General features: G+C 74.6%; 20 protein-coding genes. 11 read left to right on the forward strand and 9 right to left on the reverse strand.

Features of this window, described 5'->3' with window-relative positions:
- Positions 1-84: 84 nt before the first annotated feature.
- The 4 genes from AB0H64_RS21860 to AB0H64_RS21875 form a co-directional block, all read right to left on the reverse strand.
- On the reverse strand, positions 85-810 hold the full coding sequence (locus AB0H64_RS21860) for a BTAD domain-containing putative transcriptional regulator (RefSeq protein ID WP_357627204.1): 726 nt from the start codon (positions 808-810) through the stop codon (positions 85-87).
- Positions 811-913: 103 nt separating this feature from the next.
- On the reverse strand, positions 914-1,564 hold the full coding sequence (locus AB0H64_RS21865) for a metalloregulator ArsR/SmtB family transcription factor (RefSeq protein ID WP_357627207.1): 651 nt from the start codon (positions 1,562-1,564) through the stop codon (positions 914-916).
- Positions 1,564-2,079, reverse strand: coding sequence for a cupin domain-containing protein (locus tag AB0H64_RS21870; protein WP_357627210.1), 516 nt, complete (start codon positions 2,077-2,079; stop codon positions 1,564-1,566). The genes AB0H64_RS21865 and AB0H64_RS21870 overlap by 1 nt, the downstream gene beginning before the upstream one ends.
- 54 nt (positions 2,080-2,133) lie before the next feature.
- The gene (locus AB0H64_RS21875; RefSeq protein WP_357627213.1) at positions 2,134-3,222 is read right to left on the reverse strand and encodes an alcohol dehydrogenase catalytic domain-containing protein; all 1,089 of its coding nucleotides are present in this window, start codon (positions 3,220-3,222) and stop codon (positions 2,134-2,136) included.
- 163 nt (positions 3,223-3,385) lie between these two features.
- Between AB0H64_RS21875 and AB0H64_RS21880 the strand changes: the two genes are divergently transcribed.
- From AB0H64_RS21880 to AB0H64_RS21890, 3 genes are read left to right on the forward strand one after another with little or no spacing between them, the layout of a single operon-like run.
- Positions 3,386-4,657 carry an ABC transporter substrate-binding protein gene (locus AB0H64_RS21880; RefSeq protein WP_357627216.1) on the forward strand — a complete coding sequence of 424 codons (1,272 nt, stop codon included), beginning with the start codon at positions 3,386-3,388 and terminating at the stop codon, positions 4,655-4,657.
- A complete protein-coding gene (locus AB0H64_RS21885) occupies positions 4,654-7,368 on the forward strand; it encodes an ATP-binding cassette domain-containing protein (RefSeq protein ID WP_357627219.1) in 2,715 nt (904 codons plus the stop codon). The genes AB0H64_RS21880 and AB0H64_RS21885 overlap by 4 nt, the downstream gene beginning before the upstream one ends.
- Complete coding sequence (locus tag AB0H64_RS21890; protein ID WP_357627222.1) at positions 7,368-8,108, forward strand: ATP-binding cassette domain-containing protein; 741 nt, start codon at positions 7,368-7,370, stop codon at positions 8,106-8,108. The genes AB0H64_RS21885 and AB0H64_RS21890 overlap by 1 nt, the downstream gene beginning before the upstream one ends.
- Positions 8,109-8,118: 10 nt before the next feature.
- Here AB0H64_RS21890 and AB0H64_RS21895 read toward each other — a convergent pair whose 3' ends face one another.
- Positions 8,119-8,982, reverse strand: a complete 864-nt coding sequence (locus AB0H64_RS21895; RefSeq protein ID WP_357627225.1) for a LysR family transcriptional regulator — start codon at positions 8,980-8,982, stop codon at positions 8,119-8,121.
- Positions 8,983-9,053: 71 nt separating this feature from the next.
- Here AB0H64_RS21895 and AB0H64_RS21900 point away from each other — a divergent pair, with 71 nt between their 5' ends.
- From AB0H64_RS21900 to AB0H64_RS21930, 7 genes are all read left to right on the forward strand, one after another.
- Positions 9,054-9,716, forward strand: coding sequence for a type 1 glutamine amidotransferase domain-containing protein (locus AB0H64_RS21900; protein ID WP_357627226.1), 663 nt, complete (start codon positions 9,054-9,056; stop codon positions 9,714-9,716).
- Between the two features lie 55 nt (positions 9,717-9,771).
- Entirely contained in the window at positions 9,772-10,779 is a 1,008-nt protein-coding gene (locus AB0H64_RS21905; RefSeq protein ID WP_357627229.1) for an alpha/beta hydrolase, read from the forward strand.
- Between the two features lie 9 nt (positions 10,780-10,788).
- Positions 10,789-11,889, forward strand: a complete 1,101-nt coding sequence (locus AB0H64_RS21910; protein WP_357627232.1) for an acyl-CoA dehydrogenase family protein — start codon at positions 10,789-10,791, stop codon at positions 11,887-11,889.
- A 136-nt stretch (positions 11,890-12,025) separates the two neighbouring features.
- Entirely contained in the window at positions 12,026-13,075 is a 1,050-nt protein-coding gene (locus AB0H64_RS21915; protein ID WP_357627234.1) for an acyl-CoA dehydrogenase family protein, read from the forward strand.
- Between the two features lie 8 nt (positions 13,076-13,083).
- Positions 13,084-13,923, forward strand: a complete 840-nt coding sequence (locus tag AB0H64_RS21920; protein ID WP_357627237.1) for a TIGR03619 family F420-dependent LLM class oxidoreductase — start codon at positions 13,084-13,086, stop codon at positions 13,921-13,923.
- Between the two features lie 101 nt (positions 13,924-14,024).
- Positions 14,025-14,390 (forward strand): hypothetical protein, encoded by a 366-nt coding sequence (locus tag AB0H64_RS21925; protein ID WP_357627239.1) that lies wholly within the window; start codon positions 14,025-14,027, stop codon positions 14,388-14,390.
- A 5-nt stretch (positions 14,391-14,395) separates the two neighbouring features.
- The gene (locus tag AB0H64_RS21930) at positions 14,396-15,325 is read left to right on the forward strand and encodes a hypothetical protein (RefSeq protein WP_357627242.1); all 930 of its coding nucleotides are present in this window, start codon (positions 14,396-14,398) and stop codon (positions 15,323-15,325) included.
- Positions 15,326-15,440: 115 nt separating this feature from the next.
- Here the strand turns inward: AB0H64_RS21930 and AB0H64_RS21935 are convergent, their stop codons facing one another.
- The gene (locus tag AB0H64_RS21935) at positions 15,441-18,209 is read right to left on the reverse strand and encodes a CHAP domain-containing protein (RefSeq protein WP_357627245.1); all 2,769 of its coding nucleotides are present in this window, start codon (positions 18,207-18,209) and stop codon (positions 15,441-15,443) included.
- A gap of 309 nt (positions 18,210-18,518) precedes the next feature.
- On the opposite strand from AB0H64_RS21935, the gene AB0H64_RS21940 reads away from it, so the two are divergent.
- The gene (locus tag AB0H64_RS21940) at positions 18,519-19,142 is read left to right on the forward strand and encodes a PaaI family thioesterase (RefSeq protein WP_357627248.1); all 624 of its coding nucleotides are present in this window, start codon (positions 18,519-18,521) and stop codon (positions 19,140-19,142) included.
- 23 nt (positions 19,143-19,165) lie between these two features.
- Here AB0H64_RS21940 and AB0H64_RS21945 read toward each other — a convergent pair whose 3' ends face one another.
- From AB0H64_RS21945 to AB0H64_RS21955, 3 genes are read right to left on the reverse strand one after another with little or no spacing between them, the layout of a single operon-like run.
- Positions 19,166-19,915: a glucose 1-dehydrogenase gene (locus tag AB0H64_RS21945; protein WP_357627251.1), complete on the reverse strand. Its 750-nt coding sequence runs from the start codon at positions 19,913-19,915 to the stop codon at positions 19,166-19,168.
- A complete protein-coding gene (locus AB0H64_RS21950) occupies positions 19,902-22,010 on the reverse strand; it encodes an acetate--CoA ligase family protein (protein ID WP_357627253.1) in 2,109 nt (702 codons plus the stop codon). The genes AB0H64_RS21945 and AB0H64_RS21950 overlap by 14 nt, the downstream gene beginning before the upstream one ends.
- Positions 22,011-22,012: 2 nt before the next feature.
- Entirely contained in the window at positions 22,013-23,572 is a 1,560-nt protein-coding gene (locus AB0H64_RS21955; RefSeq protein WP_357627256.1) for a class I adenylate-forming enzyme family protein, read from the reverse strand.
- Positions 23,573-23,605 lie beyond the last annotated feature (33 nt).

The following is a 23,605-nucleotide window of genomic DNA, read 5'->3' on the forward strand; positions in this document are numbered from 1 at the left end:
CTCCGGCGCCTCACCGGCAAGCATGGCCAGCGCCCTGTGACCACCCCGTGATGCCGGCGTGACGGCGGCATCACCGGGGCCGCGTCAGTGCTCGCCCGCCGGGCACAAACCGGTGATGAGGTCGCGCAGCCGCGGCGTCGGTGACAGGTCCAGCTCGTCGCGCAGCGCCCGCTCGTACAGCCGGTACTGGCGCAGCGCCTCGGCCTGGTTGCCCTCGGCCAGGTGCGCCTCGACCAGGGCGGCGCAGGCGCTCTCCCGCAGCGGCTCGGCGTGCAGGGCCACGCTGGCCGCGGACACCGCGTCGGCGAACCTCCCGGCCCGGACGAACCGGGACGACAGCGCCTCCAGCGCGTGGAGCCGCTGCTGGTGCCACTGCTCGGCCTCCCGCAGGACCCAGTCGTCGTACCAGCCGGGCAGCAGGCCGTGGGACAGCACGTCGATGGCGTGGCGGTCGAGGTCCTCGCCGCCGCCGGCCGGCCCGTCCGGGCCGAGGATCCGCTCGACCAGGGCCCTGGCCTCGTGGAGGTCGACCCGCGTGTCCGGCGCCAGGCCGACCTCGGTGGAGCCGACGTGCAGCATCCGGCGGCCGGCGCCGTCCAGGCGGGCCAGCGCGGAGCGCAGGCTCGCGTACGCGCGATGCTCCGGCGCGTCGGGCCACAGGGTGGCGGCCGTCAGGCTGCGCGAGACGACCCGGCAGCCCAGGGCGAGGAAGGCGAGCAGACGTTCGGACCCGCTGGAGACGCTGATCTGGTCGTCGCCCGCGAGGAGCCGGAAGCCGCCGAGGAGTGTGAGACGGAGACTGCTGCCCATGGCCTTCGGTCCCTTCACTGTCCCGGATCGGAACCCCTGGTCAACGCTCGATGTCTAGGTCGGTGCCATTCCGTCCGGGTATGTACCCATTTGAGAGGGTTTGTCAGCTCGCGACGGTGGCGCCGCCGGACCGCCGCCAGCCCGTGATGCCTCCCTCCAGGGGCAGCGCCCGGAAGCCGTGCGCCCGCAGCAGTCGCACCGCCTCCGGTGACACGACGCAGTACGGGCCGCCGCAGTAGGCGACGATCTCCGCGTCCCGCGACAGCTCCTCAAGCCGTTCGCGCAGCTCGGCCAGCGGGACCGACACCGCGCCCGGCACGTGGGCGGCGGCGAAGGCCGCCGCCGAGCGCACGTCGACCACCACCGTGCCCGGGTCGGCCAGCCGGGCTGCCAGCTCGGCGGCCGTCACCCCCTCGGGGGTGCCCAGGTGGCGGGCCACCGCCTCGCGCAGGTCGGCGAGCCGGCCGTGCGCGAACGTCTGCAGCTCCCCGAGGAAGCGGGACACCCCCTCGTCGGCCAGTCGGTAGAAGACCTTCGTGCCCTCCCGCCGGCTGGTGACCAGGTGGGCGGCGCGGAGCTGCTGGAGCTGCGCCGAGGTGTTCTTCAGCGCGATGCCCGCCTCCTCGGCCAGCTCCTCGACCGTCCGCTCCCGCTGGTCCAGCACGTCCAGCAGTCGGAGCCGCACCGGGCTGGCCAGGGCCTTGCCCACCCGGGCGAGCTGCTCGTAGATCGGCTCTTCCGGGAAGCCGGCCATCAGACCATGAACTGGTCGTGGCGGTGGTACAGCTCGGTCCACTCCTCGTCGCTGAGCTGCCGGCCGGTCGTGGCGATCTCGGCCAGCTCCTCGAAGTACCCCTCCCTCGGGGCGCCCGGGGTGAACAGGATGAGCATGGTCGCCGGGGCCCCGGACTCGTTGCGGAAGCCGTGGATGCCGCCCTCCGGGACGAACAGGAAGTCCCCCTGACGCCCGTCGATCCACCGGTCGCCGTTGAACAGGCGCACCGTGCCGTCCAGGACGTAGAAGGACTCGGTCATGGTGCGGTGGAAGTGCGCGCCGGCGCCGCCGGGACGCGGCCCCATCTCCCACCGGTACAGCCCGAACGCGCCGCCCGTGGTGGCGCCCGTCCCCAGGTGGTGCACGTGCGTGCGCCGCTGCGCGGGGTCGTCGGTCTCGGGGCCCATCACGAGGTCGGCGGGCGCGTCGGCCGGCCGGAACCGGCTGCTGACCTCGCCCTTCTCGCCGAAGTAACGCGGTTGGGGGTACGACATGGCTATCTCCTCTGCTTTTCTAAGGATCGTTAGAATAGCAGAGGAGATCGCCGATCAGAAGACGATGACCGTACGGGCCACGGTGCCCTGGCGGACGTGCGCGACCGCCTCGTTGACCTGCTCCAGCGGCAGCCGCTCCGTGATGAGGCCGTTGAGGTCCAGGCGGCCCCGGAGGTACTGGGCCGCCAGCATGGGCAGGTCGCGGTGCGGCGCGGCGTCCCCGCCCTGCGTGCCCATGAGGCGGCGCGAGGAGAACAGCAACGACGTGTCCACCTCCACCGGCCGGCCCGCCGGCGGGCTGCCGACCATGACCGTGGCGCCGCCCGGCGCCGTGGCGGCGAAGGCCTGGGCGAGCACGCCCGGCACCCCCGTCACGTCGAAGGCGTAGTCCACGCCGCCCCGCACCACCTCGCCGACCTGCGCGGGCAGGTCCCCGGGGATGAGCGTGTGCGTGGCGCCGAAGCGCTCGGCGAGCTTGAGCTTCCCCTCCGCCACGTCGGCCGCGATGATCGTGGTCGCGCCGGCGAGGACCGCGCCCTGGATGACGTTGAGGCCGACGCCGCCGCAGCCCACCACGAGCACGCTGGAGCCCGGGGCGACCCGCGCCACGTTGAGCACGGCGCCGACGCCCGTGACGACGCCGCAGGCCAGCAGGGACATGGCGTCGAACGGCGCGCCGGGGTCGATCCGCACGCACATGGGCTCGTTGACCACCGTGTACTCGGCGAACGAGCCGATGCCGATGAAGCGGCGGGTCTCCGCGCCGTCCAGCGTGACGCGCGGCTCGCCGCCCATGATGGCCCGCGTCCTGGCCGGGCCCGAGCACAGGTGGAAGCGGCCGGCGCCGCAGTGGCGGCACCTGCCGCACGGGCCGCTCATCGAGACGATGACGTGGTCGCCCGGCTGGACGCCGGTCACCCCGGCTCCGACGCTCTCGACGACGCCCGCGCTCTCGTGCCCGAGGATGTACGGCAGCCGCGCGACGACCGGGCTCTTGCCGTCGATCGCCTTGAGGTCGGAGCCGCACACCCCTGAGGCCTTGATCTGGACCCGTACCTCGCCGGGTCCGGGATCGGCGATCTCGACCTCGCGGATCTCCATCGGCTCGTGGAAGGCGGTCAGGACGGCGGCGCGCATGAGCATGCGCTCACGCTAGCCCGGCGACTTCGCTGTGAGCAAGCGATTGCTCGGCTCTCCTGGTCCCGTGGCCGTTGACACCCTTTCCGGGCAAATTTACGCTGACCAAAACCAAGCGAGCGCTAGGCCAAGTGGGCTGCGGCGCACGCCGTACCCAAGAGGTGAGGCGATGGCGCGACGACATCACGAGGTGCGGCGGGGCGCGGCGGGCCTGGCGGGCGCGCTGGCCGTGACGCTGCTGCTGGCCGGCTGCGCCGCCGAGCGGAGGACGCCCGGAGCCGCCGGCGGCGCGGCCCCGGGCGTGACCGCCACGACCGTCAAGGTCGGCGGCGTGCTGACCAGGACCAGTGCCAGCGGCTACTCCACCAAGGACGCCGAGATCGGCGCCAGGGCCAGGTTCGAGCGGGCCAACGCCGAGGGCGGCGTCCACGGGCGGAAGATCGAGTTCGTCGGCGCCGAGGACGACGGCCAGGACGCGGCCAAGGGCGACGCGGCGGCCAGGAAGCTCGTGCAGCGTGACCAGGTGTTCGCCCTGGTGCCCGTGCACGCGCCCAACTTCGGCGGCGCGGCCTTCCTGGAGCAGCAGGGCGTGCCGTGGTTCGGCTGGGCCACCGGCCCGCAGTGGTGCGGCACCACCACCGGGTTCGGCTACAACGGCTGCCTCGCGCCCAAGAAGGGGGCCGGCTCGCAGACCTGGTGGGGCAGGCAACTGGCCGACCTGCTCGGCGGCGCCCAGGGCAGGAGCGTCTACGTCCAGACCACCGACTCCAGCGGCAGCAAGTACGGCGGGACGACGATCTCCCAGTCGTTCACCGCGGCCGGGTTCGAGCTCGCCGGCCTGAACTCCGGCCTGCCCGCCGCCGCGCCGCCGCCCGACTGGCTCCCGTACGTCAACAAGATCATGACCTCGGACGACGGCAAGGCGCCCGACGTCGTGGTGTCGGTCATCGCCGGCACCAAGTTCAACGTCGGCCTCTACGCCGCGCTCAAGCGGGCCGGCTACCGGGGCGTGATCACCGACGCGACCAGCTACGACGCCGCCGTGCTCAAGGACCCGGCCAGCGCGCAGGCCCTGGAGGGCGTCATCGCGGCGCCGATGTTCGAGCCGTTCGAGTCGCCCGCCCCCGAGATCGCCGCGTTCAGGTCCGACGTCGAGAAGGTCGCGCCCGGCGCCACGCTCACCCAGCACATGGCTATCGGCTACTGGGCGGCCGACATCTTCCTCGACATGCTCACCAGGACCGGCAAGGACCTCACCCGCCAGAAGTTCCTGGCCACCGCCAACGGCGACTACACCTACGAGAACGCCGGCTTCGGCCGGGTCCGATTCCCCAAGGACCACACCGAGCCCAACGGCTGCGGGGCCCTGGTCAGGCTGGAGGGCGGCGCCTTTAAGGTCGCCAAGAGCCTGAAGTGCTTCGACAACGTGCCGCTGAAATGATCGCCGGCTACATCCTCAGCGGGCTCGTCACCGGGGCCGTCTTCGCCGTCATGGGGGCGGGGCTCACCCTGTCGTACGCGGCGACCGGCGTGTTCAACTTCGCCCACGGCGCCGTCGGCTTCGTGACCGCCCTGCTGTTCTACCAGTGCGACCGCGCCGGGCTGCCCGCGTGGCTGTCGGCGCTGCTGGCCGTCGGCGTCTTCGCGCCCGCGCTCGGCTACGCGCTGCACCGGGCCATGTTCCGCGGGCTGGCCCGGGCCGGGGAGACCGCGCAGATCGTCGGCACCATCGGGCTGACGATCGCGCTGCCCGCCCTCGGGCTGCTCGCCGTGGACCTGCTCGGGCTGCCGCCGGCCGACGCCACCGCGCTGCCGCGCGGCGTCGGCCCGCACCCGGCCGTCACCCTCGACGTGCTCGGCGTCCGCCTCGACACCGACCAGCTCATCACCTTCGCGCTCTCGGCCGTCACCGCCGCCGGCCTGTGGGCGTTCCTGCGCCACACTCCGTACGGCCTGCGCATGCGCGCCTCCGTGGACCGGCGGCGGCTCGCCACGCTGCGCGGCGTGGACGTGGACGCCACCTCCGCCCTGGCCTGGATGCTCGGCTCCGGCCTCGCGGGGCTCGCCGGGGTGCTGGCCGTGCCGGTCATCGGCCTCGACGCCACCGCGTACACGGTCCTGCTGTTCGCCTCGGCGACGGCGGCGGTGTTCGGGCGGCTGCGGTCGGTGCCGTGGACGTTCGCCGCCGGGCTCGGGCTCGGCGTCGTGCAGAACCTGGTCGCCGGGTACACCGACTTCCTGGAGGAGATCACCGGGCTGCGGACCGCGGTGCCCGTCATCCTGCTGTTCGTCGGGCTCGTGCTGCTGAACCGCTCGCGGGAGCGGGTGGCGGGCAGCTCGGCCGAGGACGCGCCGCCGCCGGACCACCTGGCCGGGGTGCCGCCGTGGCGGCGGCGCCTGCCGTGGGCGCTGGCGCTCGTGGCGCTGCTGGCCTTCACCGTGGCCGGGCCCGAGTACTACGTGGGCGTCGCGGCCAACGGGCTGGTGCTGGCGCTGATCTTCTGCTCGTTCGTGGTGGTCACCGGGATCGGCGGCATGGTCAACTTGGCCCAGGCGTCCTTCGCCGCGATGGCCGCCCTGACCTGCGGCTGGGCGTACGCGTCGGGGCTGCCGTTCTTCGCGGCGATCGTGCTCGGGGTGCTGGCCGCATGCGCGGCCGGCCTGCTGGTGGCCCTGCCCGCGCTGCGGCTCGGCGGCCGGGTGCTGACGCTGGCCACGCTGGCCCTGGCGCTGCTCGCCGACCAGGTGCTGTTCCAGGTGGACGCGTTCAGCAACGGCACGATCGGCTGGCCGCTGCCCGCGCTCGGGCTCGGGTTCGCCGACACCTCGGACCCGCGGGTGCGGGTGGCGCTGCTGCTCGCGCTCGTCGGGCTCGCCGGGCTGCTGGTGCGCAACCTCGAACGGTCGGCCTCCGGGCGGGCCGTCCTCGCGGTGCGCTCGGCCCCGGCGGCGGCCGCGACCTCGGGCCTGTCCGCGCCCCGCGCCAAGATCACGCTGTTCGTGCTGGCGTCGGGCGTCGCGGGGCTGGGCGGCGTGCTGTTCGCCGTGTCCAAGGAGTCGATCACGGCGACCGACCTGCCGGCCTTCTCCGGGTTCGTGTGGCTGGCCGTGGTGGTGCTTCAGGGGGTGCGGCGCGTGGGCGGGGCCGTGCTCGGCGGGCTGGTCGCCGCCGCCGTGCCCGAGCTGCTCGCCGGCTGGGGCGTGTCGGCGCACGTGGGGGCCATCCTGTTCGGCGCGGGCGGCGTGATCCTGGCCAGGCACCCGGACGGGGTGCTGGCGCAGCTCGCCGAGTCCCGGTACCGCCGCAGGCGCCGCCAGGACCAGGAGTGCCAGAGCCCGGAGAGCCAGGACGCGGAGAGCCAGGACGCGGAGAACCCGGCGAGCCAGGACCCGGACCGCCGGGACCCGGTCCGGCGTGAGCCCGTCACGGGGGTGGTCCGCACGCCCGCCGATCAGGTCGCGGACGGCGCGCCGGCGTTGTTCCGGCTGGCGGGCGTGGTGGCCGGATACGCGGACTGCACGGTGCTGCGCGGCGTCGAGCTGTCCGTACGGCCCGGCGAGGTCGTCGCGCTGCTCGGCGCGAACGGCGCCGGCAAGTCCACCGCCTGCGCCGTGGCCGCCGGGGACCTGCCCGTGGCCGCCGGCCGGGTGCTGCTCGACGGCATGGACGTCACGCTCTGGCCCGCCCACCGCAGGGCCCGCGCCGGGGTGCTGCTGGCGCCCGAGGGCCGGGGCGTCTTCCCCGGCCTCACCGTGGAGGAGAACCTGCGTACCTGGCTCGACGACCCCGCCCCCGCCTACGAGCGGATGCCGCAGCTCGCCGCCCGCCGCACCGTCCTCGCGGGGGCGCTGTCCGGCGGCGAGCAGCAGCTCCTCACCCTGGCGCCGGCCCTCGTCCGGCCGCCGCGGGTGCTCATCGCCGACGAGCCGTCGCTGGGGCTCGCGCCGCTCGTGGTCCGGCAGGTGTTCGACGTGTTCGCCGAGTTGAGGGAGCGCGGGGTGGCGCTGCTGCTGGTGGAGGAGAGGGCGACCGAGGCGCTGGCCGTGGCCGACCGGGTGGCGTTCATGCGGCTCGGCCGGATCACCTGGACGGGCCCGCGCTCCGAGGTGGACGCCGACCGCCTGACCGCCGCCTACCTGGGGGTGTCCTGATGCTCCGGGTGACGGACGTGTCCGTGTCCTTCGGCGGGGTCAGGGCGCTGGACGGGGTCTCGTTCGAGGTGCCCGAGGGGCAGGTGTGCGGGGTCATCGGGCCGAACGGCGCGGGCAAGACGACGCTGTTCGATGTGGTGTCGGGGCTGCGCCGGCCGAGCGGGGGCCGGGTGAGCGTGGCGGGGGAGGACCTGACCCGGGTGTCCGCGGTCCGGCGGGCCCGGCGCGGGGTGCGGCGCACGTTCCAGCGCACCCAGGTGTTCGGGCGGTTGACCGTGGCCGGCAACGTGCTGGCGGCGCTCGACTGGCGCGGCGGGGGCGGCGGCCTGGCCGCCGACCTGGTCGGCCGGCCCGCGCGCGGGCGGCTGGAGCGCGAGCGCGGGCGGCGCGTGGACGAGGTGCTGGAGCTGTGCGGGCTCACGGCCCTGCGCGACGCGTACGCGGCGGCGCTGCCGGTGGGGCAGCGGCGGCTGGTGGAGCTGGCCCGCGCCCTGGCCGACCGCCCGAGGCTGCTGCTGCTCGACGAGCCCACCTCCGGTCTCGACGCGGAGCAGACGGCCCGGCTGCGCGCGGTCGTCGGGGCGCTGGACACGACGGTGCTGCTGGTCGAGCACGACATGGGCTTCGTCATGGACGTCTGCGACCGGCTGGTGGTGCTGGACCTCGGCCGGGTCATCTCCACGGGCGCCCCGGCGGAGGTCCGCGACGATCCGGTGGTGCGGGCGGCGTACCTGGGGTGATCCCTATGTGTCAGAACGGCGGGGCCGCGCGGATCGTCTCCAGCAGGTGGGCGTGGACGCGGGCGACCGGCTCGGTGGACAGGCCGCCGGAGCGGACCGCGAGATAGCCGGTGTTGATCGGCGGCACCTCCGGCTCGGCCAGCGTCACCAGCGCGCCCGACGCCAGGTGCGCCCGGCACAGGTACGAGGGCAGCACCGACCAGCCCATCCCGGCCAGCACCGCCGCCACGACGGCGCGCAGGTCGGGGATCACCACCTGCGCGGCCATCGACGGCCGGCGGCCGAAGACCGTGCGCCAGTAGCGCCGCACGATCGGCAGGTCCTCCGCGTACGCGATCAGCGGCAGCCCCGCCGGCCACTCACCCGCCACGGACGGGGCCGCGACCAGCACGAACTCCTCGTCGTACACCGGCTCGGCCTGGATGCCCCGGTGGCGCGGCCGGATCGTGGAGATCACCAGGTCGAGCCGCCCGGCGGCGAGCCCGGCGAGCAGGTCGTCGGCCAGGCCCAGCGTGAAGCGCACCCGGAGACCGTCGCGCACCAGCGGCGCCAGCATCGGCACCACCTGCTCCGACAGGAACTCCGCCGGCCCGCCCAGGTGCACCGCCCGCTCGGCCGGCAGTCGCGACCCCACCACGGCGTCCAGCGTGTCCAGGGACGGGGCCACCCGGCGGGCCAGCTCGTCCGCGGCGGCCGTGGGCGCCACGCCGCGTGGCAGCCGGTCGAACAGCGGCCGGTCCAGCGCCGCCTCCAGGCTCCTGACCTGCGCGGTGACCGCGGGCTGCGACAGCCCGAGCGTCTGCGCCGCCGCCGTGATCGACCCCGTGCGGTACACCGCGAGGAACGTCCTGAGCAGATCCAGTGATACCGACATATCAGTATTGTGATGGCTCGGCATGCCTTGCGCTATTTGTGGCTGATGGGCGGGAGGGACATCCTGGAGGCATGACCAAGCGCATTCTCATCGCACTGACCAGCCATGACGACCTGGGCGGCGTGCGCAGGACCGGCTACTACGTGTCCGAGGCGGCCCACCCGTGGGAGGTGTTCCGCAAGGCCGGGTTCGAGGTGGACGTGGCCAGCGTGCGCGGCGGCGAGCCGCCCCAGGACGGCCACGACCCGTCCGACGAGGTCCAGAACGCGTTCCTGGCGACGGAGGCGGCCCGCGACACGGCCAGGCTGGCCGACGTGGACGGCTCCGCGTACGACGCCGTGCTCTACGCCGGCGGACACGGCACCATGTGGGACTTCCCGAACGACCCCGACGTCGCCCGCGTCGGCCGGGAGGTCTACGAGCACGGCGGCGTGGTGGCCGCCGTCTGCCACGGCCCGTCCGCCCTGGTGAACCTCACGCTCTCCGACGGCTCGTACCTGGTGGACGGCAAGAGGGTCGCCGGGTTCACCAACAGCGAGGAGAAGGCCGCGGGCGTCGACGGCGTGGTGCCGTTCCTGCTGGCCGACGCACTGGAGGAGCGGGGCGCCCGGCACGAGGGCGCGCCGGACTGGCAGGCCCAGGTGGTCGTCGACGGCCGCCTCGCCACCGGCCAGAACCCCGCCAGCGCCGCCCCGCTGGCCGAGCGCGTCGTCGAGCTGCTCGGTCAGGTCTGATCGGCAGCCGGGACCCCGGAGGTAGGGCGGCCCGTCCCGCGGAAAGAGACGGGTCATGACGCTGCACCCCAACCTCGACCCGGAGCTCCGCGCGGCCCTGGAGCTGGCGCCGCCGGCCCTGCTCGAAGCGGCGACGCTCACCTCGGAGGCCGTCGCGCGGCAGCGGGCCGAGATCGACGCCCTGCTGGCCCTCGCGCCGCCGCCGGGCCCCGGGGTGGCGGTCGAGGACCGGCGCGTGCCCGGCCCGGAGGGGGCGCCGGACGTGCGCCTGCGGCTCTACCTGCCGGCCGGCGAGCCCGCCGGCCCGGCCGGGCGGCCCTGCCTGTACTGGATCCACGGCGGCGGCATGGTCCTCGGCCGGCCGGAGATGGACGACGGCCTGCTCGCCGGGTACGCCGAACGGCTCGGCTGCGTCGTCGTCTCCGCCGATTACCGGCTCGCGCCCGAGCACCCGCACCCCGCGCCCGTCGAGGACTGCTACGCGGGCCTCGTGTGGACGGCCGCGAACGCCGCGGCGCTGGGCGCGGACCCGGCCCGGCTGGCCGTCGCCGGCATGAGCGCGGGCGGCGGCCTGGCCGCGGCCACCGCCCTGCTCGCCCGCGACCGGGGCGGACCGGCCCTGGCGTTCCAGCTCCTGGCCTGCCCGATGCTCGACGACCGCGGCCTCACCGCGTCCAGCCGCAGCCTGGCCGACGCGCTGCTGTGGAACGGGGCGGCCAACGCCTTCGGCTGGCGGGCCCTGCTCGGCGACCGCGCGGGCGGCGACGACGTCTCCCCGTACGCGGCGCCCGCGAGGGCGACGGACCTGTCCGGGCTGCCTCCGGCGTTCGTGGACGTGACCGAGCTGGAGATCTTCCGGGACGAGGCGATCGACTACGCGCGGCGGCTCGCCGAGGCGGGGGTCTCGACGGAGTTCCACCTGTACCCGGGCGCGTTCCACGGGTTCGACGTGCTGCTGCCGGACACCGAGCTGGGACGCGCGGTCGCCGCGGCGCGGCTGGCTGCCCTCGGGCGGGCCTTCCGCCGGCCGCCCGGCCTGGCCAGTGAACCAAGCGTGCGCTAGGTTGGTGTCGTGGATCTCGACTTCTCCCGGGCCGAGCAGGACTTCCGCGCCGAGGTCCGCGACTGGCTGGCCGCGCACGTGCCCGGCCCGCTGCCGTCGATGGACACCCCCGAGGGCTTCGAGGCGCACCGCGCCTGGGAGGCGCTGCTCGCCGCGGCCCGCCTGTCCGCCGTCTCCTGGCCCGAGCGGTACGGCGGACGCGGCGCCTCGCTCATCGAATGGCTGATCTTCGAGGAGGAGTACTGGGCCGCCGGCGCGCCCGGCAGGGTCAGCCAGAACGGGATCTTCCTGCTCGCCCCCACCCTGATGACGTACGGCACCGAGGAGCAGCGGCGCGCCTGGCTGCCCGGCATGGCCCGCGCCGACCAGGTGTGGGCGCAGGCGTGGTCCGAGCCCGAGGCCGGCAGCGACCTGGCCGCGCTCACCTCCCGGGCCGAGCGGGCCGACGGCGGCTGGCGGCTGTACGGGCAGAAGACGTGGAGCTCCCGGGCCGCCCACGCCTCCCATGGGTTCGGCCTGTTCCGCACCTCCGGGGCGCGGCACAAGGGGCTGACCTACGTCATGTTCCCGCTGGACGACGTCACGGTGCGGCCCATCGCGCAGCTCGACGGGCTGCCGGGGTTCGCGGAGCTGTACTTCGACGGCGTGTACGTGCCCGACTCGATGGTGATCGGACAGCCCGGTGAGGGCTGGCGCATCGCCATGGCCACCACCTCCTCCGAACGCGGCCTCGCCCTGCGCAGCCCCGGCCGGTTCCTGGCCACCGCCGACCGGCTCGTGGAGTTGGCCCGCGACGCCGACCCGGCCTTCGCCGACCGGGCCGCCCGGTGCTGGACCGACGCCGAGGCGTACCGGCTGCACACCTTCCAGACCGCGCGCCGGATCATGGCCGGGGAGGAGATCGGCTCCGCGTCCAGCATGGGCAAGGTCTTCTGGTCCGAGCTGGACCTGCGGATGCACGGCCTGGCCATGGAGCTGCTGGGGGAGGGGGCGGGGCGGACGCCCTGGCTGGACGGGTTCCTGTTCGCGCTGGCGGGGCCCATCTACGCGGGCACCAACGAGATCCAGCGCACGATCATCGCCGAGCGCGTCCTGGGCCTGCCCCGGTGAACGACCTCACCCCCGCGCCACGCCGTGCGCCCGCCGCCCGTGGGCGGCCCCGCGCGGGCGTCGGCGGTGAGCCGTCCCGCGCGCCCGCCGAGGGTGAGCCCGTCCAGACCGCGAGCCGAGCCGGGAGGCCGCCCCGATGAACTTCGCCTTCACCCCCGACCAGCTCGCCCTGGCCGGGACCGTCCGGGACGTGCTGGCCGAGCACTGTCCCGCCGCGGCGCTGCGCACCGAACGCCTGCCCGCCTGGGACCGGCTCGCCGCCGTGGGCTTCTTCGGGATGCTGGTCCCGCCCGAGGCCGACGGGCTGGGGCTGCGTCTCGTGGACGCGCTGCCCGCGCTGGAGGAGACCGGCCGGGCCTGCCTGCCGGGGCCCGTCGTCGAGACGGCCGTCGTGGCGCCGTACCTGCTGCCCGGGGTACCCAAGCTCGCCTCCGGGGCGGTGCGCGTGAGCGTTGTGCCGCCCGGGGGCGTCGGCGCGCCGGACGCGGACCTCGCCGACCTCATCGTGGTCGCCGGGACCTTGCCTGACGCGGGGCCTGACGCGGGGCCTGACGCGGGGCCCGGCGCGGGGCCCGGCGCGGGGGCCGGTGCCGTCGTGCCGAGACTGGTGGCGCGGGAGGCGGCGCGGCTGCGGCCGGTGCCGGGCCCCGACCCGTGCCGCCGCCTGTCCGAGGTGTCGTTCACGGAGTCCACGCCGGTGGAACGGCCGCTCGCGCCGGCGCTGCGGGCGGCCACCGTGGCGACCGCCGCCCAGCTCATCGGGGTCGCCCGGCGGCTGCTGGACGTCTCCGTCGCCTACGCGCGGACACGGCGGCAGTTCGGCGCGCCCATCGGGTCGTTCCAGGCGGTCAAGCACCGGCTCGCCGACGTGGCGGTCGCGATCGCGTTCGCCGCGCCGCTCGTCCACCGGGCCGCCCTGTCGGTGGACTCGCTGTCGGCTGGTTCTCCGGAGCCGGTCGTGGAGCGGGACGTGAGCGCCGCCAAGGCCGCCGCCGGTGAGGCCGCCGACCTCGCCGCCCGCGCCGCCCTCCAGACGCACGGCGCCATCGGTTACACCGAGGAGCTGGACCTGCGGTTCTGGCTGGCCCGCGCCTGGTCGCTGTCGGCCGCGTACGGCGGCGCGGCCGAGCACCGGGCCAGGATCCGCGAGACCCTGGCCGGCGGCGTCACCCGGCGGTACCCGTGAAGTACGGCGTGCCCCTGGGCCTCATCCACCCGGCCGCGTGGAAGGACGTCGCGGTGGCGGCCGACCGGCTCGGGTTCGAGTCGGTGTGGCTGCCCGAGCACCTGGTGTTCACCACCGACCTGTCGTCGGCCGCGTACCCGGGCACCTCGGAGCCCGGCATCAGGCCGTCCACGCCGCTGTTCGACGCCCCGGCGTACCTGTGCTGGCTGGCCGCGCTCACCACCCGCGTCCGGCTCGGCACGGCCGTGCATCTGCTCGCGCTGCGGCACCCGTTCGTGTCGGCGCGCGCCTTCGCCACCCTCGACGTGGTGTCCTCCGGCCGGGCGATCTGCGGGGTCGGGGCAGGGTGGTACCAGGGCGAATGGGACGCGGCCGGGGTGCCGTTCGCGGACCGGGGCGCCCGGCTGGACGAGGCCATCGAGGTGACGCGGCGGCTCTGGAGCGAGCCCGTGGTGGCGCACTCCGGGAGGTTCTACAGCTTTCCCGAGGTGGCGTTCGAGCCGAAGCCCGTACAGCACCGGCTGCCGATCCTGTGCGGCGGCGAGTCGCCCGCCGCGCTGCGCCGGGCCGCGCGGCTGTGCGACGGGTGGATCAGCATGCCGCACACGCTGGAGTCGATCCGGCCGCGGCTCGACCGCCTCGCCGCGCTCGGCGGGGCGAGATCGGTCACGGTCCACGCGTACGAGCTGGGATCGCCGGACGAGGTGCCGTCCTGGGCCGCGCTGGGGGTGGACCGGCTCATCGTCCGCCCATGGAGCCGGAGCAGGGACGCGGTGTCGAGCCTGGAGTCGTTCGCGTCCCGCTACGGGGTGACGCCAGGCGCCCGGGAGACGAGGGTGGGGGGCTAGGGACGGGGCCTGGTCCAACGGACGGTGTGCGTCTCGTCGTCACCGCCTCGCACCTCTTTCCGACGCGTTCAGCCGGATACGAGCCGCTATGGTCTTCGCAAATGATCATAGCTGTCTGGAGGTGTCGCATGGCTTCCTCTGCCGAGGTGCCATCCCCGCAGGTGGCCATCGATGCCGGTGGCAGGTCCTCCTCAGGACGCCGCTTCCTCATACTCACGGAGGAGTACGGGCAGTTCATCGCGGAGTCCCGGGAGCGGTGGGGTAATGAGCTTCCGTTGCCGTACGAGGAATTCGCAGAACCGTACAACGAGCTGAGAAACGAACTCCTGGACGACTGCCGGGGACTCGGCACGACGCTGCTCGGCATCGGCGACGGTCAGATCGTCATGTCAGGCCGGAACATGGATGTCGAGCAGGTCAACACGATGAATGCCCTGCGACTGGGCCGCGGGCCGGCAGAGGCATGAGCCTGATGAGCGAGCCGGTGGTGGTCGCGGGTCTCGGCATCCTGGGAGTCCCCCCGCTGCCTGATGTCGGCGTGCTCGACCGGCATATCGCCGTACTCGACACGGTTGCCGCCCACCACCGGCGGCTGGTGTCCGAGGGCGTCAGTGCCTACCAGCTCGCCGCCCGCAACCAGGGACCCGCCGCAGATTCGCTGCACGCCTTCATGACCAGCCGCGACGGCGCACTACCCCAGGCCGAGGACCTCGCCGGTCGCTTCACCGCTGCGGCGGGCGGCCTGCGCGTCACGAGAAGCGTGATCGTATGGGTGGGGGGCGTGCTCGCCGGCGCCGCGGTCGCCGCCGGAGTCGCCGTGGTCGTGGCCCCGCAGTTCCTGCCCCGCCTGACCGCCATGGCGAGGCGGCTGGTCCTGCATCTCCGCGGCGTCATGAGCCGCATGGGCCGCATGCTCAAGCTCCTGCTGAGATCCCCGCGTACCAGGAGGATCGACAAGGTCGCGGGCCGCCTGCACGACGAGTGGCGCGCTTCGCGCCTGCTGAGTGACGGAACCTACGAGCCCCGCTTGAAGACGACCACCGACAAGGCCTGGGCCAGGAGGCACGGTACGGACCAGGTGGACATCGCCAACACGCGATACGACGATCTGCCCCCGGACTGGCAGAAGGAGAACCGGGACTCCGCGACCGTGGCGGTGAACGCGGTGGATCGCGCCCGCAGGAACGGAGTGGATCTGCGGAGTCCGGACTTCATGGAAGACGCCAGTGAGCACGTGCATGACATGTGGCTCCAACGGAACAATGACTGGGCCCCTCCTGAGCAGCGCCTGAAGTATGGCGACCTGTCGGAGGTGGAGAAGGAGAAGGACCGGGTGGTCGTCCGCGAAGCGCTGGACGTGCTCGCCCCGAAGCCCGGCTCCAACCGTGGTGGCCTGGGGTGATGCCGCCGGCGGGCAGCGGCGGCACCGGCCGTTCTCACCCGGCGTCCGTCAGACCCCACTTGCGAAGGGTGACACCGGGAGCACGCAGTCGGTCGGGGCAGGCGTGGTGGCCGGGTCAGGCGCGGTGGCGGCCCCTGCGGGAGCCGGTGCGGCGGCCGTCGCGGGCGGGAGTGCCCGTGGAGGACCGTTCCGGGGCGGGGGAGACCGACGTGGCGGGGGACACGCTGTGTTGCGCGTGGCCCGTGCTCGCGGGGGTGGGGGCGGCCAGGGGCGGGGTGCGGCGCGGTTCGGGGGAGCCGTCCGCGGTGGTGTGGACGGGGGAGCGGTGGCGACGGCCCCGGAGCGGCGTGTCCTGGGGGAACTGGTCGGACCAGCGGGGCTCCAACTGGCGGACGTCCCAGCGCCCTCCGGCTCTATGGGCGTCGCCTCCGTGCCCGTCGCCCCGGTGGGACGCGGGCTGGGCCCAGTAGGGGTCGATCCTGCGGGCGTCCATGTGGTGCGGCTGCTCGGGACGGTGCTGGGCCGTACCGCGGTGCCGGCGACCGCGCGGGGCGGCGTCGGGCGAGAACGCGACGGGCTCCTCGACCGGGTGCCCGCTCCGGCGCCGGCGACCCCGGTAGCCGCCGGAGGAGCCGTCCTGCCGCGCGGACCGTCCCTGTGCGCCCTCCGGGTGGCCGGGGCGTCCCTGGAGGCCGTCCAGGCGGCCCGGGGGGAACGGGGAGGCGTCGGTGAAACGTGCCTGCGGGGTGTGGGCGGCATATCCCGTCTGCCCGGCGGTGCCAGCGGAGGCGGCCTGCGGGGCGTCCCCGGTGTGCGCGGTGGCGTGGGACGGGCGGCCGAAGGCGTCCCAGGGCTCCTGCTCGCGGGGCGGCAGGCCCTGGGCGTCCCGCAGCAGGCTCCGGGCGTCCCGCACCAGGTGCGCGACCTCCTGCGGCAGCGCCTCGGCGGCAGGCCACGGCTCCGTGGGCGCGTACCGCGTCGCCGGGCCCTCGGCCCGTCGCGACCCCTCCGCCTGCTGCGGCGGGTACGCCACCGGCCGGGAAGCGTGGCGCCGGACCGGATCGGACGTGTGGGTGGACGAGCGCGCGCCGGCGGCCGACATCGGCCGCGGGCCGAACGCGTCGAACGCGCTCGTCGCCTCCGGGATCGTGAAAGTGCCGAACGGCAGCGCCAGCCGGGCCGCGACCGTCTCCAGCGAGACTCCCCGCCGTACGGCGGCCGGGTCCAGCGGCGCGAACCGGTCCAGGGGCGCCGGGTCCATGGGGGTCAGGCGGCCGTCCGCGTCCGACGTGAGAGGGGTGGGGCGGCGGTGGCGGTGGCGTTCCGTCGTGCCGTCGACCGGCACGATACGGCGCGCGCCGAGCGCCTCCAGCGGGGCGCTCTGGTGGATGGCCGTGGGCTCCAGCGGGGCGGCTGCCCCCTGCTCCGGGCGCCGGTCCGGGAACAGCTCGGCGAGGATGTCCGGGTGGAGCGGGAGGGGACCCGTCGCGGCGGGGTCCGCCGGGAAGAAGTCCGCGGCCGAGGGGGAGCCGGTGCCCGGCGTGGCCGGCGCCGCGGGGGTGAGCGCGGCCGAGCGCGCCGCGGCGACCGGCTCCACCGTCTCCAGGAGGGCGTCGGCGGCCGTCGCCGTGGACCTGCGGCCGGAGCGGTGCCCGCCCGTGGCGCCGGAGCGAGCCCCGCCCGTGGCACCGGTCGCCAGGGCCGCACGGGCATGGGCCGGGGATCCGGCGACCAGGGTGGCGCCGGCCGTCGCCGTCGCGCCGGCGGCGAGGGCCGCTCCGGCCGTGGCGCGGGCCGTGGCGGTGGCGAGGGTAGAGGCGGCAGTCACCGTGGAGCGCGTCACCAGGGTCGCGCCGGCAGCGACGGGAGCCGTGGCCGGGCGGCGGGTACGGCGGTGGCGGCGGCGGGCCGGGGAGGCCGGGACGGGGGCCGGGGCGGCGAGGGCGGGCCGGGCGCGCAGATGCCGCGTCTTGGCCACCGCCAGCAGCGCGAGGGCGGCGACCAGCGCGGAGCCCACCAGCGCAGGCGCCTCCAGTGCCGGGGACGAGTGCGGCGCGGCGGCGTCCACGGGCGGCGGCGACAGGGGCTCACTGGTGACCGCCTTGGTGCCGGCCGTGACGGGCTTGGCGTGCTTGCCCTTCTTGGCGGCCTTGTCGGCGTTCACGGTGGACCCGGTGGTGGGGGCGGTGGCCTGGGGCTTGGCCTGTGCCTGGGCGGTGGGCGCCGGGGTGGGGGCCGCGGCCTGCTGGGCCCCGTTGGTGGGCTTCGCGGCGGGCTTGGCGCGGGCGGCCAGCGGCGGCTGGACGATGGTGACCTCGGAGTACGGGATCAGCGCCCCGAGCGTGCTGTCGGTCTGCTGGAGGAGCCCGGTGTCGGTGTTCGCCGGAGGCAGGACGGGATCGACCTGGTTCTGGCGGGCCTCGCGGTCGAGCCGCTCCTTGATCCGCCACGGGTAGCCGTAGCCGACCACCTTGCTCGTGTCACGTTCCTTGCGCTTGGCGACGCCGCCGTCGATGTTGCCCTCGATCGTGTAGATCGTGTCGCCCTCGACGCGGGTGACGATGCCCACATGGTCGATCTTGTCGATGCTCCGCGAGCCGCTCCAGTCGTAGAAGACGAAGGCTCCCGGCTGGGGCTTGTGCCCCCAGGCGTCGTGCTTGCGGAACCACTTGGCGTGACTGACGGTCCAGGCGAACTGGCCCATCCACTCCTCGTAGCCGAGCTTGTGCGCGGCCCACGAGAGCATCATGTCGCACCACGGCGCGGAGGTGTAGTCGGCGTCGAACTCGACGTTCTTGCCGTACCAGTCGCCGAACTTGGTGTAGGCACCGCCCCTCTCCGAGTAGCCCAGCTGGCCCTCGAGGAGGTCGATGAACTTCCGCATCTCTGGCGTCATCTAGTGCAGAGAAACCTTTCGGGCAAGACCGGGTTTACCACCGCAGCCTGGGGTACTTGGGGTAACCCGGGACACATGTGACTGTCCGGAGGCCTGTCGTCATCCGTGATGTCGGAGGCTACCGTGACGAAAAGGCAGGTCAAGCACGCGTCAAACGCGCGTCGCGCGCTCGGGGGCGGGAAGGTGCTGGTCAAGAGCTTGCCAGGTTTGTCCAAAGAACGTGTCGTTTATAGGTAAAAGATCTAGCTCTAGCGCCAAAGATCCCGATTTGATAGAACGTGTTCTAAGATGCGGTCCATGACGATCGACGTCGCCGCCCAGGACGCCCGGCTCGAAGCCCTCTGTGCCCTCGCCCGCCGGACCAGGGACTTCATGGACGCCGTGACCCTCACCGAGGTGGGCGAGGACGAGATCGCCGCCGTCGCCGCCGAGCTGACCGCCCTGACCGCACGCCTGCGCGCCGCCTCGCGGGAGACCCCGCAGCCGCTGGAGATCGGCGCGGACGGCACCGTACGGCACCTCGGCAACGCCGTCACCGGCGCCGCCAACCCGCACGCGCTGCCCCTCGTGGTGGAGCGCGATCCCGGGGGAGGCGTACGGGCCGACATCGCCTTCCGGGCGCTGCACGAGGGGCCGCCCTCGGCCGTCCACGGCGGCATCAGCGCGATGATCCTCGATCATCTGCTCGGTCAGGCGGTCGCCGCCGCCGGGGTGGGCGGCCTCACCGGCACGCTGACCGTCCGCTACCGGGCGACCGTCCCGTACGGCCGGCCGCTGGTGGCCACGGCCGAGCACAGCCGCAGCGAGGGGCGCAAGTCGTGGGCCGACGGGCGGATCGCGCTGCCCGACGGCACCGTCCTGGTGGAGGCGACCGGCCTGTTCATCACCCCGAGCGCCTGGATCGGCCGCAAGATCCCCTGAGCCCGGCCAGGCGCCCGGCCGGGTCAGTACCCGGCGCCGGTCGTCAGCCCGCCGTCCACGGTGAACTCGCCGCCCGTGCAGTAGCTGGCCCGGTCCGAGGCCAGGAACGCCACCACGTGGGACACCTCCACCGGCTTGGCGAACCGCTTGATCACCATGGACTTGACGAACGCGTCGGCGTCGATCTCGCCCATCATGTCCGGGTTCATGGCCATGGAGGTGTTGATGGCCCCGGGGTGGACGGAGTTGACGCGGATCTTGAACCGGGCCAGCTCCCGCGCCGCCGACTTGGTCACGCCGCGCACCGCGAACTTCGAGGCCGCGTACGCCGACAGCCCCTCGGCGCCGACGAAGCCCTCGATCGAGGAGATGTTCACGATCGAGCCGCGCCCGGTGGCCTTCATCGGCTCGATGACCGACTTGACGCCGAGCCAGGTGCCCTTGAGGTTCACGCTGATCACCCGGTCGAACTCGTCCGGCTCCATGTCCGCGATACGCCGAAATTTCAGTATCCCGGCGTTGTTGACCAGGACGTTCAGCCGGCCGTGCAGCGAGACTGCTGTCTCCACGGCCCGGGCCCACTCCTCCGGGCTCGTCACGTCGTGATGCACGAACGTCGACCCCGTCTCCTCCGCCAGCGCCTTGCCCTCCTCGTCCAGCACGTCGCCGAAGACCACCTCGGCGCCCTCCTCGCGGAACAGCCGCACGTGCGCCTCGCCCATGCCGCGCGCCCCGCCGGTGATCAGCGCCACCTTGCCGTCAAGCAGTCCCACCACGACCTCCCGCCGCGACCGCCACCGCGGCCGCCTCCATGGACCGGTACACCGGGACGCCGGCCCGCGCGGCGATCCCCCTCACCTCGTCCTCCACGCCCGCGGGCGCGCACTCGCCGTTCCGCGTGACCAGGGTGAACCTGGTCCCGGACAGCTCGTCCTGCGCCCGGCCGAGCGCGCGGGCGTACTCCAGCAGCGGCTCGGCCGCTGTGCCGTACGTGAAGAAGCTCTGCACGTTGACGTGCGCGACGACGTCCCGGTACGGCCGGCGGCGCAGGATCGCGGCGACGGCCGACGGGACCAGGTCCGGCCGGGCGCGCGGCCCCACGGGCACCTCCAGCGGGTTGGCCAGCGTGCTGCCCGCTCCCAGGCCGAGGCCGCGCAGGTCGTCGAGGGCCTCGCCGGGCAGCGGGTCCAGCCGCGTCCCGGCCCGGTCGAACGCGTCGGCCGCGAGGACGCTCGCCCCGCCGCTCGGCCCGATCACCAGCACCCCCTCGCCGGACACGGACCGCGTGCCGTGCGCCTGGAAGAACGACAGCACGCCGATCAGGTCGTCCTGGCTGCCCACCAGCGTGGCGCCGGTCTGCTCGGCCAGCGCCCGCCAGATCCGCCCGTCGCCGACGAGCCCGCCGGTGTGGGAGGCCGCGGCCCGCCGCCCCTGGGCGCTGCGCCCGCCGACCAGCAGCACGACGGGCAGCGTGGTCGCGGCCAGCGCCTCGTACAGGGCCCGTCCCTCGCGCGGATCCTCCAGGTACAGGCCCACGGCCCGCGTCTCGGGGTCGTGCGACAGCCAGCGCAGCAGCTCGGCGGGCGTGACGTCGGCCGCGTTGCCGACCGTGGCGACGCGGCTGAAGGCCAGCCCGCGCCGCTCCCCGACCTTGATCACCTCTCCGGCGAGGCCGCCGCTCTGCGAGATCAGCGCGACGTTCCCGGGCGGTCCGAGCCCGCCGCCGGTGAACGTCTGCCGCCCCCGCGGGCAGTACACGCCCATGCAGTTGGGCCCGAGCAGCCGGGTGCCGGCCGCGCGCGCCGCCGCCACCAGCTCGGCCTCCAGCTCGGGCCGTCCCGCCTCGCCGAAGCCGCCGCTCATGACCTGCGTGAACGGCACACCGGACGCCTGCCGTACGACGTCGGCGCAGCCGTCGGCGGGCACCGCGACGAGCGCGTAGTCCACGCGGGCCTCCGCCAGCGACGGCACGGCGGGCACCCCGGCCACCTCGGCGGCCTCGGGATGGACGGCGACCACGGTCATCCCGGCGGCCCGGTAGAAGTCGAGGAACATGTTGCCGAAGTTCGGGCGGGTGGTGGAGGCGCCGACCACGGCCACGGCGCGCGGCTCGAACAGCGGCCGGAAGTCCGTCTCCCCGGCCTGCCGCGCGCGTTCGGCCGAGCGGGCGGCCGGCAGGTAGCGGGCGTCCACGGCCACCACGCCCGACGGCGACGCGATCACCGGGTTGGCCTCGAACTCGCCCAGCTCCAGCCGCTCCCACAGCCCTCCCAGCCCGCCCAGCGTCATGAGCAGCTTGACCACCGCGCCGACGTCCACCCCCGGCCGGCCCCGGTACCCGTGCAGCAGCGCCGAGCCCCGCAGCGACGAAAGCATGCGGCGGGCGTCGTCCTCGGAGACCGGGCACAGGCCCAGGGACGTGTCCCGCAGCGCCTCCGCCCATATCCCGCCCAGCCCGGCCAGCAGCACCGGCCCGAACCCGGGATCGCGCACCAGCCCGGCGATCAGCTCCAGCCCGGCCCCGGCCTGCTCCTCCACGAGGAACCCGGCCGGGGTGATCCCGCGCGCCGACAGCGCCTCGCGCATCCGCCGGGCCGCGTCCTCCACCTCGGAGAGCCGCAGGCCGAGCCGCACCGCGCCGGCGTCCGACTTGTGGACGAGCCCCGGCCCGAACGCCTTGAGCACCACCGGCTCGGCGAGCCCCGCCGCTGCGCCGAAGACCGCTCCGAAGACCCCGCCGAAGTCCGCGCCCACGTCGGGGCCGGTGGTGATCACGACGCCGCGCGGCACCGGCACCCCGGCCTCCCGCAGCAGCGCCTTGGCCTCGTGCTCGGCCACAGGCTCGCGTACGTCTTCGGAGGTGGCCACCGTCAGCGCTCCAGCAGGCGGTGGAGCTCGCGCCGCAGCAGCTTGCCCGGCCCGCCTGAGGCGTCCTGGAAGTGCGGCAGCTCGTCCACCACCAGGATGTGGTCGGGCCGCTGGTGCGCCGGCAGCGTGTCGGCCAGGGCCAGCGCCAGCTTGGAGGAGTCCAGCGTGTGACCGGCGCGGGGCACCACGGCCAGCAGGATCTCCTGCTCCACGGCCTCCCGGCCCTCGACGTGCGCGGGGACGCCCGCCGCGCCCGCCTCGGCGACGCCGTCCAGCGCCGCGGCCGCCTCCTCGACGGCCACCGGCTGGCTCCAGAGGCCGCCCTTGAGTATCGCGTCCTCGCGCCGCCCGAGCACCCGCAGCACCCCGTCGTCGGAGACGGCGCCGAGGTCGCCACCCACGTACCAGCCGTCGCGCAGCACCTCCGCCGTCCTGCCGGGCAGGCCGTCGTAGCCGGCCATCACGTGCGGGCCCGCGAGGTTGATCTCGCCGGTCTCGCCGACCACGCGCTCGCCGGTGGGCCCGGTCACGCGGACCGCGTTGCCGGTGCGGGCCCGTCCGGACGACCCGAGGGGGGTGGACCCGTCGTCGACGCGGCCCATGCAGGTGTACGGCGCCTCGGTCTGGCCGTAGTAGGAGTAGACGGCGGCGCCGGGCAGGCGGCTCTTGATGCGGTCGAGCATGGTGGCGGTCAGGGGCTCGCCGCCCAGCATGATGACCTCGACGGACGACAGGTCCACGCCCTCGTGCTCGGCCGAGCCGAGCAGCGCCGCGTAGAACGACGGGATCTGGGACACGTGGGTGACCCGCTCGCGCGGCACGACCCGCAGGAAGTTCGCCGGCCCCCAGTCCTGCTCCAGCACCAGCCGCATGCCCGCGTACAGGGCCGGGCCGGCGATGGCCGGGAACCCGATGCCCCAGATGATCGCGCCGGTGCCGAACACCGAGTCGGGACCGCGCGGCACGTCCAGCCAGATCTGGGCCGTGGCCAACGACGAGGCGTGCGTGTGGACGACCGCCTTCGGCAGGCCGGTCGTGCCTGAGGTGTAGTAGAGGGCGAGCGGGTCGTCGTACCCGCCCTCGATCGGCGGCTCCTCCTCGGACGCCTCCGCGGCCAGCGCGTCGAGGTCCACCGCGTCCTCGCCGGGCCCGCCGACCTTCATCCAGGTGGTCACGCCCGGGAGCGCGGGCCTGATCTCGGCCACGGCCCGCTCCACCGTCGAGTCGTACACGAAGGCCGTGCAGCCCGACTGCTCGACGACCGCGCGGAGCGTGTCGGTGGGCCAGTACGGGTTCAGGGCGGCGGTGACCACTCCCGTCTTGGCCTGCGCGAGGTAGGTCTCGGCCACGTGCAGGGTCTCGTTCAGCAGCGCCCCCACCCGTTGCCCGGGGGTGATCCCGGCGGCGAGGAGGGCGTGGGCGCGGCGGTTGACGAGCCGGTTGAGCTGGTCGTAGGTGAATCGGCGCTCGCCGCAGTAGGTGAGCGCCTCCCGGTCCGGGGTTCGCAGTGCCCCGGCGGTCAGGATCGCGTGGCCGTAGTTGCCGTAGGGGGATCGCGCCATGGGAGCCTCCGGATCAGCTTTTCGAGCTTGAGG

It is taken from the genome of Nonomuraea sp. NPDC050733 (assembly GCF_040654215.1).
In the GTDB taxonomy this organism is placed as follows: Bacteria; Actinomycetota; Actinomycetes; order Streptosporangiales; family Streptosporangiaceae; genus Nonomuraea.

Excerpts from the sequence above, each read along its gene's own strand:
- AB0H64_RS21860 (WP_357627204.1), bottom strand. The coding sequence starts at position 810 with ATGGGCAGCAGTCTCCGTCTCACACTCCTCGGCGGCTTCCGGCTCCTC.
- AB0H64_RS21865 (WP_357627207.1), bottom strand. The coding sequence starts at position 1,564 with ATGGCCGGCTTCCCGGAAGAGCCGATCTACGAGCAGCTCGCCCGGGTG.
- AB0H64_RS21870 (WP_357627210.1), bottom strand. The coding sequence starts at position 2,079 with ATGTCGTACCCCCAACCGCGTTACTTCGGCGAGAAGGGCGAGGTCAGC.
- AB0H64_RS21875 (WP_357627213.1), bottom strand. The coding sequence starts at position 3,222 with ATGCTCATGCGCGCCGCCGTCCTGACCGCCTTCCACGAGCCGATGGAG.
- AB0H64_RS21880 (WP_357627216.1), top strand. The coding sequence starts at position 3,386 with ATGGCGCGACGACATCACGAGGTGCGGCGGGGCGCGGCGGGCCTGGCG.
- AB0H64_RS21885 (WP_357627219.1), top strand. The coding sequence starts at position 4,654 with ATGATCGCCGGCTACATCCTCAGCGGGCTCGTCACCGGGGCCGTCTTC.
- AB0H64_RS21890 (WP_357627222.1), top strand. The coding sequence starts at position 7,368 with ATGCTCCGGGTGACGGACGTGTCCGTGTCCTTCGGCGGGGTCAGGGCG.
- AB0H64_RS21895 (WP_357627225.1), bottom strand. The coding sequence starts at position 8,982 with ATGTCGGTATCACTGGATCTGCTCAGGACGTTCCTCGCGGTGTACCGC.
- AB0H64_RS21900 (WP_357627226.1), top strand. The coding sequence starts at position 9,054 with ATGACCAAGCGCATTCTCATCGCACTGACCAGCCATGACGACCTGGGC.
- AB0H64_RS21905 (WP_357627229.1), top strand. The coding sequence starts at position 9,772 with ATGACGCTGCACCCCAACCTCGACCCGGAGCTCCGCGCGGCCCTGGAG.
- AB0H64_RS21915 (WP_357627234.1), top strand. The coding sequence starts at position 12,026 with ATGAACTTCGCCTTCACCCCCGACCAGCTCGCCCTGGCCGGGACCGTC.
- AB0H64_RS21925 (WP_357627239.1), top strand. The coding sequence starts at position 14,025 with ATGATCATAGCTGTCTGGAGGTGTCGCATGGCTTCCTCTGCCGAGGTG.
- AB0H64_RS21930 (WP_357627242.1), top strand. The coding sequence starts at position 14,396 with ATGAGCGAGCCGGTGGTGGTCGCGGGTCTCGGCATCCTGGGAGTCCCC.
- AB0H64_RS21935 (WP_357627245.1), bottom strand. The coding sequence starts at position 18,209 with ATGCGGAAGTTCATCGACCTCCTCGAGGGCCAGCTGGGCTACTCGGAG.
- AB0H64_RS21940 (WP_357627248.1), top strand. The coding sequence starts at position 18,519 with ATGACGATCGACGTCGCCGCCCAGGACGCCCGGCTCGAAGCCCTCTGT.
- AB0H64_RS21955 (WP_357627256.1), bottom strand. The coding sequence starts at position 23,572 with ATGGCGCGATCCCCCTACGGCAACTACGGCCACGCGATCCTGACCGCC.